At 65.9% G+C, this 11,507-nt stretch carries 12 protein-coding genes; 4 read left to right on the top strand and 8 right to left on the bottom strand.

Annotation, left to right across the window (positions count from 1 at the left end; genetic code table 11):
• Positions 1-14 precede the first annotated feature (14 nt).
• The 4 genes from B2R83_RS19790 to B2R83_RS19775 form a co-directional block, all read right to left on the bottom strand.
• On the bottom strand, positions 15-695 hold the full coding sequence (locus B2R83_RS19790; RefSeq protein WP_292044291.1) for a DDE-type integrase/transposase/recombinase: 681 nt from the start codon (positions 693-695) through the stop codon (positions 15-17).
• Between the two features lie 216 nt (positions 696-911).
• Positions 912-1,610 carry a hypothetical protein gene (locus B2R83_RS19785; RefSeq protein WP_292044290.1) on the bottom strand — a complete coding sequence of 233 codons (699 nt, stop codon included), beginning with the start codon at positions 1,608-1,610 and terminating at the stop codon, positions 912-914.
• A complete protein-coding gene (locus B2R83_RS19780; RefSeq protein ID WP_292044289.1) occupies positions 1,610-2,455 on the bottom strand; it encodes a MipA/OmpV family protein in 846 nt (281 codons plus the stop codon). Before B2R83_RS19780 ends, B2R83_RS19785 begins: the two co-directional genes overlap by 1 nt.
• Before the next feature lie 69 nt (positions 2,456-2,524).
• Positions 2,525-3,757, bottom strand: coding sequence for a hypothetical protein (locus tag B2R83_RS19775; protein ID WP_292044288.1), 1,233 nt, complete (start codon positions 3,755-3,757; stop codon positions 2,525-2,527).
• Between the two features lie 284 nt (positions 3,758-4,041).
• Between B2R83_RS19775 and B2R83_RS19770 the strand changes: the two genes are divergently transcribed.
• From B2R83_RS19770 to B2R83_RS19760, 3 genes are read left to right on the top strand one after another with little or no spacing between them, the layout of a single operon-like run.
• On the top strand, positions 4,042-5,343 hold the full coding sequence (locus B2R83_RS19770; RefSeq protein ID WP_292044287.1) for an ATP-binding protein: 1,302 nt from the start codon (positions 4,042-4,044) through the stop codon (positions 5,341-5,343).
• Positions 5,344-5,377: 34 nt separating this feature from the next.
• Positions 5,378-5,941 (top strand): LptA/OstA family protein, encoded by a 564-nt coding sequence (locus B2R83_RS19765; protein ID WP_292044286.1) that lies wholly within the window; start codon positions 5,378-5,380, stop codon positions 5,939-5,941.
• A gap of 43 nt (positions 5,942-5,984) precedes the next feature.
• Entirely contained in the window at positions 5,985-6,569 is a 585-nt protein-coding gene (locus B2R83_RS19760) for a DUF6151 family protein (protein WP_292044285.1), read from the top strand.
• Between the two features lie 3 nt (positions 6,570-6,572).
• Here B2R83_RS19760 and B2R83_RS19755 read toward each other — a convergent pair whose 3' ends face one another.
• A complete protein-coding gene (locus B2R83_RS19755; RefSeq protein ID WP_036216160.1) occupies positions 6,573-6,932 on the bottom strand; it encodes a hypothetical protein in 360 nt (119 codons plus the stop codon).
• Positions 6,929-7,591 (bottom strand): thiol:disulfide interchange protein DsbA/DsbL, encoded by a 663-nt coding sequence (locus B2R83_RS19750; protein WP_209588210.1) that lies wholly within the window; start codon positions 7,589-7,591, stop codon positions 6,929-6,931. The genes B2R83_RS19755 and B2R83_RS19750 overlap by 4 nt, the downstream gene beginning before the upstream one ends.
• Positions 7,592-7,809: 218 nt before the next feature.
• Between B2R83_RS19750 and B2R83_RS19745 the strand changes: the two genes are divergently transcribed.
• Positions 7,810-8,778, top strand: a complete 969-nt coding sequence (locus B2R83_RS19745) for an IS1595 family transposase (protein ID WP_292044292.1) — start codon at positions 7,810-7,812, stop codon at positions 8,776-8,778.
• Positions 8,779-8,793: 15 nt separating this feature from the next.
• Here B2R83_RS19745 and B2R83_RS19740 read toward each other — a convergent pair whose 3' ends face one another.
• Both B2R83_RS19740 and B2R83_RS19735 read right to left on the bottom strand, forming a co-directional pair.
• Positions 8,794-9,684, bottom strand: a complete 891-nt coding sequence (locus B2R83_RS19740) for a cobalamin-binding protein (protein WP_292044284.1) — start codon at positions 9,682-9,684, stop codon at positions 8,794-8,796.
• A partial coding sequence (locus B2R83_RS19735; RefSeq protein ID WP_292044283.1) for a TonB-dependent receptor occupies positions 9,684-11,507 on the bottom strand: 1,824 nt, incomplete at its 5' end. The genes B2R83_RS19735 and B2R83_RS19740, both read right to left, overlap by 1 nt.

Genomic DNA, 11,507 nt, shown 5'->3' with positions numbered 1-11,507 from the left:
CCGAAAAAGTCAGGCTACCTCATGATTCCCAGCTTGAGCAGCCACACTTCGAACTTGGTCAGGCCATTTTGCTTGGGCGTGCCCCAAGGATTGCCGTTGTCGCATGTGATGCGTTCGGGTAGGCCGTATAGCTTGAATGCCTCGGTCAGCGCGCTTTTTACTTGATCGCCCGTCTCCCCCGAGCAGGCACTCAGACAGATGGAAAAGCGCGAGTGATCATCCAGCACTGTCAGTGGGTAGCACCGGCCAGCCTGCGCATTGGTGAGCGCGAAGTGCCCTTTGAAATCCATTTGCCAGAGCAGATTAGGGGCTTCGTGCTCGAAGCGTTTGATGGCTGGTGACGAGACATCGGTAGGCGGCAAGATCTGCCTTCCATGCCGCTTCAGGATGGCAGCGATGGTGTTGGGATGAGGTTTGCCAAACTCTTGTGGAATCAATGCCTGCAGCTTACGCCCGCCCCAGTAGGGATAGGTGTCGTGAAGGGCAACGACCTGTGCTTCCAACTGTGCATCGCTGCGCTTGGGCGAGTTATGCGGGCGGCGAGACCGGTCATTTAACCCGTCCTTTCCCTGTTCTTCGAACAGGGAAAGCCATTTGTAACCCGTCTTGCGACCGATTCCAAATGCCTGGCAGAGGGCGCTGACGTTGGCTTCTGGTGCGCTTGCCAACACCACAAATTCGAGACGAGAGGCCATCCGGGAACACTCCTTCCAAGGCATCGCACGCTCCAGTTATTGGTCGTGCGCTGATCATAAAAGGTGTTACCTATGTCTCTAGACGACTGTTACCTATGTCCCTGTGCCATACAAGGTCCCCTGCCCACGCGTTCAACAACAGCCGGCACCGCCGCGACATCTCGACGGATAGCCATCACCGCGTGGGCGGAGAATCCGCCGACCCTACGAAAACCGTTACTTGAATAAAGGCAAGATCGCCAGCGGCGCACTGTAGGTAATCAGCTGCGCCCGCTCGGCGCCGAAGCGGTAGTTCACGGCCGGGAAGTCGGCATCGGGGTCGCCGCTGAAGGCCGCGCCAGGCGTGAGCGGCAGCGCCTGCTCCCCTTCCGGACGGCGCAGCTTGACCGAGGCCTCCACGCCCTTCTTCGGGAACACCATGCGCACGCCCACGCACTGGCGCGAACGCGCCGAGGCATCGACGTGGCGGGCATAGCCCAGCGCCTGGGCGCAGGCGGCGCGCAGCTCGTCGGTGTCGTAGACGTTGTCCGCCCGCGGCGTGATCGTCACCCGTGCGCGCAGGCTGAAGGGGCCGATCTTGCGGTTCGGCGCCAGCACGGCGTTTTCGTCGTAGGCGGCTTTTACCAGCGGCAGGACGCCGCGGCCGAGGGCGTCGAGCGCCAGGCTGGTCTGCACGGTCTTGCCCGCCAGGACCAGCTGCAGGCCCTCGCCCAATACACCCTTCTCGCGCGGCAGCAGCTGCAGGTGGTTCTGCAGCAGGCTCTTGGGGCCGCCGTATTTTTCGAACACGACCAGGCTGCGGTAGGCGTCGCGGTAGCTCGCCCACTCCGACGCGGGCGCGAGCGCCTGCGCCGCGGCCAGGCTGGCCGAGCTCAGGAGCAGTGCGCATGCGGTGGCGTGTGCGAATCGCATCATCAGAACCGGTAGGCGAAGGCGGTCGAAACCGTCACGTTGCTGGGCCGCTCGACGAGCGGGCTGCGGCGGGCGTCGCCCATCAGGCGCGTTCCCTGCACGCTCGATGTCAGCATCCAGGAAGGCGACAGCGCCCAGTTCCAGCGCGCGCCGATGCGCAGGTCCTTCAGGCCGCCGTCGGGGCGGTAATAGGAATTGCCGCTGCGCATGGCCTGCTCGGCGCTGACGCCGAAGTAGCTCTGCTGGTAGGCGCGGTTGGCAACGCCAAGGCCGGCCGACAGCGACAGCGTGTGGTGCGGGGCCAGCTGCATTGCCAGGCGCTGGATGCCGAACTCGCCGCGCACGCCGTTGCGGTCGTTGCCGGCGCCGGCCAGCACGCTGCTGGTCAGGCGCCATTGCGGCGACAGGTAATAATTGAAGAAAGCGCCCGCTTCAGCACGCGCCATGACCTCGTCCATGCCGGCGAGCGGATTGGCGCTTTTCATCGTGCGCTCCGTCGACGGCAGCATCGTGGCAAAGGCATCGACGCCGCCGACGCTGCTGCCGGTGCCCGATTCGGTGCGGCGCGGATGGATGGCCAGCAGCGGGCCGTATTCGACGACCGGGCTGGCGGACAGGTGCATCCCTGCGCTCATGCCGGAAATGAACATGCCGTTGCTCCATTGAACCTGAAGCACCGGCAATGCCCTGACCTTCCTGCTGTCCGCCCCCTCGTACCGCGGCGCCGACACGACGCCCAGCCCCGCATACATATCGCGGCTGCCGTCGGGCATCGGGTTGGTGGTCGGCGTCTGTGCGCTTGCGGCGCCGCCCGAGACAGCCAGAACCAGGGCGAAAAGCTTGTTCATGTCTTTCACAATCGGGAGAGTTCGGCAATCCAACATTTTACGTCGGGCAAGCCGAACTCTCACGCATTGTTACTGGTTGGTACGAGTTTCTGTCACGAATTCCACGGGGGCCTCGCTGCGCTTGACGATGACCAAGTGCGCAGGGTGGACGATCATCATGCCGCAGAAGACGCCGGGCCCGGGCACGCTGTCGACCACGCCGACCTGCAGCCTGCCGTCCTGGAAGGAGACGCTTCCGACGCCGCCGCCGTGGCAGTTGCTCGGCTTGGGACCGCGGAACACGCCGATCACCATCTGCTCCTTGAAATCGACCTTCGGCAAGGCGTGCTCGCTGCCGGCATGTTCGGCCCACAGGCTGGCCCAGGCCGCCTCGTCGCGCACCACGACATTGCGCTGCTCGAGGATGGCGGTGCGCACATGCGGCTCGACCGTGGTGAAGTTGACGTAGTCGTTGACGATCTTGCGGAACTCGACCGGCGCATCGACCTTCGGCACCGCGACCACGCGCATCGGCTGGGTCACGGCGGCCAGGCACAACATGACCGGCGACATGTCGCGGACTTCGTATTCGACCAGCAGCTTGCCGTCTTTCGAACCGACGTGCACCACGTCGAAAGTGCCGCAGCCCGGATTGCCGCTGCCCTGGAACACGGCCACCAGCATGTTGCGCGAGAAATCGACTTCCGGCGCCGCGATACGGGTCTTGCTGTGCTCGGCCCACAGTGCCGACCAGGCGGCCGCGTCCTTGATCACGACTTCGCGCGCCGTCTCGATGTTCGAGAAGCTCTCGCTGACGACGGTCTTGAAGGCGACCGGGGCGCCCGACTTGGGCAGGAAGCCGACCGGCTCGACCTTGTGGCCGGCGCCCAGGCCCAGGTCGGCCTTGTCGAGGTTCTTCAGCATGGTCTCGAACAGGGCACGCACGCTCTCGTCGCTGCAGCTGGTACGCGGACCGGCAATCGTGTCGCCGGAAGTGCACAGCACGGCCTGCGGATTGGCGCCCATCAGGGTCTGGCTAGTGGAATTGTCGGCGCAGTTGCCGGCACGGTCCCACAGCACGTACTTGCCGTCGACGACGTACAGCTGGTTGCGGGTCGATGCGCAGGATGCTTCCTGGGCCATCTTGATGTACTCGGAAACGACCGGAACGCCGCCATTCGGCTCGCCGACGGCAATGCCCTGCCCTGCCGTCTGGTTCTTCATGACGGCAGTGCCTTCACCGCCACCGCCACAGGCTGCCAAAGCCATGCCCATGCCGAGAACGGCGGCGGCGTTGATCAGAGTGCGTCCCAACTCCCTCATTTTCTTCTCCACCGATCGCTTCCTTACGAATAAAAAAACCCGCCGACACTCGCATATCAGGCGGGCAAACGGAAAACCAGATAATCCTTGACCTGATGTTGAGCATCATAGGCATTCCCCGCCTCGCATTCCCCCTCGAACTGTCGAGGAATTGTCTGCAATTTGTAAGCTTGCGAGCGCCAGCAGGGAGATTCCTAAGAGACGTTTGCTCCTATACAATGCTGCCAAGGAGATACTATGTGTTTGGCAGCAATTCGTAACTGCGAGTCATGCAGGATGGGCACGTGAACCGGATATTCTTCCGTTTCTTCGTGCTGGTCATGCTGTCGATCACGGCGGCCACCTTCGTGATTTACTTCGCCTTCAGCCGGCTGTTCGGGGATCCGCTCGAGGACATCGCACGCCGCCAGGCGGCTGCCCAGATCTTCCTGCTCGAACAATATATCGACCAGGCCCCAAGCGACGAATGGCTGGCGCGCCTGAACAACGTGCGCATCGTGTCGGACGTGCGCTACGACCTGATTCCGCTGGCGCAGGCACGCAGCGCCCTGCCCGCCGGCCGGCGCGCGCTGCTCGACCGCGGCGAACTGGTGCTCGATCCGGCCAATCGCAGCTTCTACCGCCGCGTCGACCTCGACGGCGAACGCTACATCGGCAGCCACGAGGAAGTGCTGCATGCGCAGGACCTGCCGGTGGACATCGGGCAGGCGCTCAAGATGGAAGCGCTGCGCTACGTGATCGTGGCGATCGCGCTGCTGGTGCCGATCGCGCTGTGGTCGCGCTCGCACTGGCAGGGCTTGCAGTCGCTGTCGCGCATGGCGGACGAATTCGGCAGCGGCAAGCTGACAGCGCGTTCGCAGATGAAGCCCTCGGCCTCGATCTATCCGCTGGCCGAACGCATCAACCACATGGCCGACCGCATCGAAGACCTGCTGGAAGCGCAGAAAAGCCTGCTGCACTCGGTGTCGCACGAACTGCGCACGCCGATCGCGCGGCTCGAATTCGGGCTCGAACTGCTGGACGCGCGCGCCAGGGACCCCGACCTGAGCAAGCGCGTCAGGGCAATGGAAGGCGACTTGCGCGAACTGAATTCCCTGGTGAACGAACTGCTCGACATGAGCAAGCTCGACAGCACGCGCAAGTTGCAGATCGAGCCGGTCCGGCTGGACGCGCTGCTGCGCGAATGCCTCGAGATGCTGCCGCCTTCGCCGCATACGCTCGACTGCCTGCTTCCCGAGGACCTGGGCGAGCTCGCGCTCGACCGGCGCCTGCTGGCGCGCGCCGTCTGCAACCTGCTGCGCAACGCCCAGAAATATGCGGCCGGCCGCATCCTGCTGTCGGCGGCGCGCACCGAGGGCGGCGTCGAGATCACGGTCGACGACGACGGGCCCGGCATTCCGGTCGAGGAACGCGACAAGGTGTTCGACCCCTTCTACCGGCTCGACCGCAGCCGCGACCGCGCGACCGGCGGCTTCGGCCTCGGCCTGTCGATCGCGCGCAAGGCGGTGGCGCTGCACGGCGGCAGCCTGCATGCGGACGGCGCGCCGCTGGGCGGGGCGCGCTTCGTGATCAAGCTGCCCGCTTGATGCGGCAACAGGACAACACCACACGGGATACGCCATGAAACGATGCATTCTTCCCGCCCTGCTGCTGCTTGCGGCGGGCCAGGCGGCGGCCGAAAAGGCCGATGCCTACAAACCGACGCAGATCACCTGCCGCTCCTGCGATGCCAACAGCCTGACCGGCACGTTCACGCTGGCGGGTGGGGTGGAAGTCAATCGCGGCAGCTTGACGATCAGTGCCGATGGCGGGCGCTTCGAGGAATCGCCGGGCGGCTACCAGCGCATCCTGCTGCAGGCGCAGCCCGGCAACAAGGTGCGCTTCCGGCAAAAGGCGGACGGCCCCGGCGAACGCTGGATGGAAGGCGAAGCCGAGCGCGTCGAGTACGACGATCGCTCGGCCATGGTGAAACTGATGTCGAAGGCGAAGGTGCGGCGCACGCTGGACGGTGTCCAGACCGAAGAGGCCGAGGGCGAATTCATCTCCTACGACAGCCGCACCGAGCAATTTACTTTGCGGAATACCAGCACGGGCGAGGACCGTCCGGGCGGCGGGCGCAACACCATCGTCCTGCAGTCGAAACGCAAGGCGCCGCCGGCGCTTGCCACCATGGACAAACCATGATAACTGTTTGGCATGACAGGACGATTATCCAGGGAGGCCCGATATGAGGATCGCACTACGCTGCCGCTGCGGCAAGCTGCGCGGCCAGGTCGACACCCGGCGCGTGGCCGCGCGCGCCGTCTGCTACTGCAAGGACTGCCAGGCCTATGGCCGCTTCCTGGCTACCCCCATGCTCGATCCGCTCGGCGGCACCGAGGTGGCCGCCACCCTGCCCGCCGCCGTGCGCTTCGACGAAGGCCTCGAGCACCTGGCCTGCATGTCGCTGAGCCCCAAGGGGCTGTACCGCTGGTACGCCGGCTGCTGCCGCACGCCGATCGGCAACACGCCGCGCGACCCGCGTACTTCCTACCTGGGCCTGGTGCGGGCCTGCCTGGATGCGCCGGATGCGGAACTCGATCGGCAGCTCGGGGCCCTGCGCTGCCGGGTCGAAACGAGATCGGCCAAGGGGCCCGTGCAGTCGAGCGCCCTGGGCACGGCCTGGGCCGTGTGCAAGATCGGGACGATGCTGATGAAGGCGCGCCTGGGCGGCGGCTACCGGGAGAATCCCTTCTTCCGCGCGGGCACGAGCGAGCCGCTGAAGCCACCGCGGGTGCTGACGCTGGAAGAAAGAAAGGCGCTGAGCACTTAGGCTTCAGCGTTCGGTCGTGCGCCGGGAGGGATAACGCGAGACGTGCTCGTCGTACTGTCCGCTCACGTGCGTGACGCCGTACCACAGGTGCTCCCACCAGTGGTCGCGCGAACGCACGGTCACGAGACATGCCTTGTCGATGCCGCCCTTGAAGAGCGGATCGGGGCACATATTCGTCATCAGGGCATGGCGCTGGTTCTCGGCATTGACGAGGGCAATGCCGAGCCAGATGGCGATGCCCGTACAGAGCACCGCCACCGACCACGCGATGTGGTTCACATAGCTGGTCTCAAACAGGTCGTCCTCGTTGGGCCGGGACCCGTCGTACATCTTGAGGACTTCGCGTTCGACGTCTTTGCTCATTTGGATTTGGCTGCCCTTGCGACGAGTGCGTCCATGACCTGGGCGGTCGCCTGCATCAGCTGGTTGACGTCCTGGATCTTGTTCGCTTCCTGGATCTGGCCGGGCGACACCACGTACTTGCCGTCGATGATGATGGTCGGGGTACCGGTCACCTTGTAGGCGCTCGAGATCTGGCTCAGGCGGCGCAGCTTGGTGGTCACGCCGAAGGAGTTCCAGGTTTCCATGAACTTGGCCTTGTCGAGGCCGTTCTTGACCGCCCACTCGATGATCTGGTCATCCTTCGTCAGGCGCTGGCGCTGCACGTGCACGGCCTGGAACACGCGGTGGTGGTACTGGTCGAGCTTGCCCATCGCTTCGAGGGTCAGGAACAGGCGTGCTTCCGGATCGGTCGGGCCCTGGAAAGGCAGCGGGATACGGCGCGCGACGATGTTGTCGCCCTGCTTCTTGATCCACTGGTTGAACGTCGGTTCCAGCATGTTGCAGGCCGGGCAATGGTACGCGAAGAATTCGATGACCTCGACCTTCTTGCCCGTCGCCTGCACCGGTTGCGGCGCGGCCAGGGTCTGGTAGTCGACACCGTTCTTCGGGTCGGCTGGCGACGCGATCGCGGTGCTGGCGACCATGGTGGCGGCGATGAGGGCAAAACGCAGAGAACGCATAGGTTTCCTTCCACAATAGATTGAGCAAACGCCGGGAGATTACCACTTTTTCGGCCCGCCATTCTGAGGAAGGGCTGAATTTTGCATTTGCTTACGGAATTAACGTGAGCGAAACGGAGGAACGATTTACTTGGCGCTGTCAACCTTAACTATGGATGAGCGCGGAACTGCTGAGCTGCTTCCTGGTCGAACGCCTGTCACCACAGACAGGAACGACCATGCGCGCGCCGTATTTCAAGAAGTGGTTTGCCAAACTCGCTGCACTGAACCTGCCCCAGCGCCTGCAGACGCTGGCCGCCCTGCATCCCGCTGCAGGGCTGGACCAGGTGATCGCCCTCATCGGCCAGATCGGCGGAGCGGTGCGTCGCTGCCCCAGTTGTGCCTGCGAACACTACTACCGGCACGGACAAGCGAACGGCCTGCAGCGCTACCGCTGCCGCGCCTGCGGTCGCACCTATAACGACTTGAGCGGCACGCCGCTGGCGCGGCTGCGGCTACGTGGAAAATGGCTCGATTACCTGGGCGCTGTGCTCGACTCGAAATCGGTACGCGCAGCCGCCAGCGAGGTCGGCGTGCACCGCAACACCGCCTTCCGCTGGCGGCACCGCTTCCTGGAGCGCCCCAGGCATGCCCAGCCGACGCGCCTGGGCGGCATTGCCGAAGCTGACGAAATGTTCATGCTGGAGTCGCAGAAAGGCGCGCGCAAGCTGGACCGACCGGCGCGTCGGCGTGGCGGCCGGGCGGGCAAGCGCGGCATTTCACGCGAGCTCGACTGCATTCTGGTCGCGCGCGACCGCAGCGGTCAGACCGTCGATGCCGTAGTCGGGCGTGGCGCCTTGACGGCGGCGCAGCTGGAGCGCCACTTGCTGCCCCGGCTCGACCGGCAGGTGCTCTTGGTCAGCGACGCCCATTCGGCGTATCGCAGTTTCGCCCGCAAGCATGGCATTGCGCACCAAGCGGTGAACCTGCGTGCGGGCGTGCGGGTACGCCGCGGCATTGCCGGGGTCATCCATGTCCAGAACGTAAATGCCTATCACCAGCGCTTCCGGCAATGGTTGAGCCGCTTCCGCGGAGTAGCTTCGCGCTACCTGCCGAACTACCTGGGCTGGCGCCGGGCGCTCGATGGCGGACGGATCACGACGGTGGAGCAATTGCTGCGCCTCTCGATCGGAGTCATCCATAGCTAAGGAGGACAGCGCCATTTACTTCGGCCGGCGCTGCCGCACCGCCTCCAGCGCCTCGCACAGCCGGGCCGTGCCGTCGATCACGCGCGGCCCCGGCCGTGTCAGCAATTCGCCATCCACGCTCAACAGGTTGCCCCGCTTTACCGCCGTCATGCTCTTGTACGGCTCCCACAGCTTGAGGCCGGGATTGGCAGGATCATGACGCTTGCCGGCCATGATCGCCTCCGGGTCGGCCTGCAGCACCGCTTCGATGCCGACCTCCGGCGCCACCGCCTTGAGCGTTCCGAACACGTTGCGTCCGCCGCAGACCCGGATCGCGTCGCTGGCGATCTGGGCGTCGTTGAGAGTGTACAGCGGCTGGTCCCAGATCTGGTAGAACACCGTCACGGGCGGGCGCCGGGCGTAGCGCGCTTCCAGCCCCGCCAGGCGGGCGCGCAAGGACCCGGCCGCGCTCGTGGCAGCCGCGTCGGTGCCAAGCAGCCGGCCCAGGCGCTCGATGTTGTCGGCCACCTGCCCCAGCGTGCGCGGCTCGCTGTGGAAGACCGGCACGCCCAGCGATTCGAGCTGGGCGATCTGGCGCGCCGTGTTCCCGGTGTGCCAGACCACGATCAGCTCGGGTTTGAGGGCCAGCACCCGCTCCATGTCGATCACGCTGTTGCTGCCGACCAGCGGGATCTTCTTCGCGGCTTCCGGGTAATCGCTGTAGTTCATCGCCCCGACCACGCGCGCGCCGCCGCCGGCCGCGAACAGCAGCTCGGTGGCATGCGGCGCCATCGAGATGACGCGCCGGGCCGGCTGCTGCACGGTGACGCGGCGGCCGGCATCGTCGACCACGCTCAGCGCGGCCTGCGCACCGGCTGCCGCCGCGAACAGCAGCAGCGCAGCGGTCAAGCGTCGGGGCGCGCGCATCAGAAGTCGTAGCGCAGCGACAGCTTCAGCTGGCGGCCGTCGCTCGGATAGATGCCCGAGCGGCAGCCGAAGGCATTGCTGTAGTACTGGCGGTCGGCCAGGTTGAGCGCGCTGACGGCCGCTTCCCAGCCCTTGATGCGGTAGGCGTAGCGCGCGTCGACGGTGGTGTACGACGGGATGCGGGCGCCGCAGCTGTTGGTGAAGTCGCTGCCGTAGCGCTGGCTGTCGACCCACTGGGCGCCGATGTCGGCGCTGTGGCCGCTGGCCGGGGTCGAGGCGGCGCGCACGGTGACGACGTTCTTCGGCACCAGCACCATCTCGCGGCCGGCATTGGGGTACTCAGCACCTTGGCCGCCCGTGAACTCGGCGTCCACGCGCTGCCACTTGGCGGAGAGGCGCAGGTCCTGCGTCAGGGCCTGCTGGGCTTCGAGCTCGAAGCCCTGGCGGCGGGTCGGATCCAGGTTGGTGTTGGCGCCCCAGCCGATGGTCGGGTCGTAGAAGATCTCGTCCTTCAGGCGGTGGCGGAACAGGCGCGCAGTCAGTTGGCGCGCCGGGCCGCCGGCAGTCACGCCCAGCTCCAGGTCGCGCGAGGTCTGCGGCGCCAGCACCTCGAGGCCCGAACGCAGGCTGTTCTCGTCCACGTTGGCGATGCGATAGCTGCGGCCGAGCTTGGCGAACACGGTCAGCTGCGGCATCGGGTCGACGCTGCCTTCCAGCGACCAGGCATTGATCGATTGCCTGCGGTGCTCACCCAGCACCGGCGGGAAGGCCAGCGGGTCGGAGTAATCCTTGGTGAAGCGTTCGTGGCGGCCGCCGATCGCCAGGCGGGCATTGTGGGGAGCGTTCCACAGGACTTCGTTGCGCAGGTAGATGGCCTTCGAATCCTGCTCGGCGTCGCCGCGCGAGAAATCGGACTCGGTCCGGCGCTCCCAGCGCATCAGGTCGATGCCGACCACCAGCTCGTTGCGCTTGTCGCCCAGGCTGGCCGTGTGGCGCAGGCGCGGCGAGAACTGGGTCTGGCTGGCGTCATAGGCGACGCGGGTGACGCCGCCGGTGTAGAAGTAACTGGCTGCGACCTCGCGCTCGCGGTGCGAGAGTTCCGCGGCCAGCTCGAGGCTGCCGACGCGGTGCTCGACGAAAGCGCTGACGCGGTCGGTGTCCAGGGTGCCGAAATCGTCCGGCGTGGAGGCCTGGCGCGGATTGGCCAGATACTGGGCCTCGGTGAGCGAACCCGGGAAGCGCGCGTCCTGCTCGGAATGTTCGAAGCGCAGGCCGGCGCGGCCCGCGCCGTAGGCGTACTGGACGCCGCCGCTGGCGGTCTTCTGCTTGAACTCGCTGTTGGCGCGGTAGTTGTCGGTGCCGCGGTCGGCCAGCGCCACATCAAAAGAAAGCGGGCCGGCGCCATGGGTGATCGAGGCGCGCAGGTCGTGGGCGTCGAAGCGCCCTGCTTCGGCGAAGACCGAATTGTGGGTCCCGTTCGCGCCGGCGCGGCGCGTGATGATGTTGATCACGCCGCCGGTCGCGCCTTCGCCGTACAGCACGCTGCTGCCGCCGCGCTGGATCTCGATGCGCTCGACGGTATCGACCGGGATGCTCGACAGCACCGCATTGGTCAGCTCGTTCTCGTTCAGGCGCACGCCGTCCACCAGGATCACCATGTTCTGGGCGCTGTTCGAGCCGAAGCCGCGCAGGTCGAGCGCGAAGTCCGGCGAGGCGTCCAGGCTCTGGCGTCCGTAGACGCCGCCGACCTTGCGGATCGCCGCGTTGATGTCGGCGGCGCCGGCACGGCGGATGTCATCAGCCGTGATCACGGTGGCGCCGAT

Source organism: Massilia sp. UBA6681, assembly GCF_002454935.1.
In the GTDB taxonomy this organism is placed as follows: Bacteria; Pseudomonadota; Gammaproteobacteria; order Burkholderiales; family Burkholderiaceae_D; genus Telluria; species Telluria varians.
Note: the sequence above shows the minus strand (reverse complement) of the source record. Positions and strands in the feature narration are given on the sequence as shown.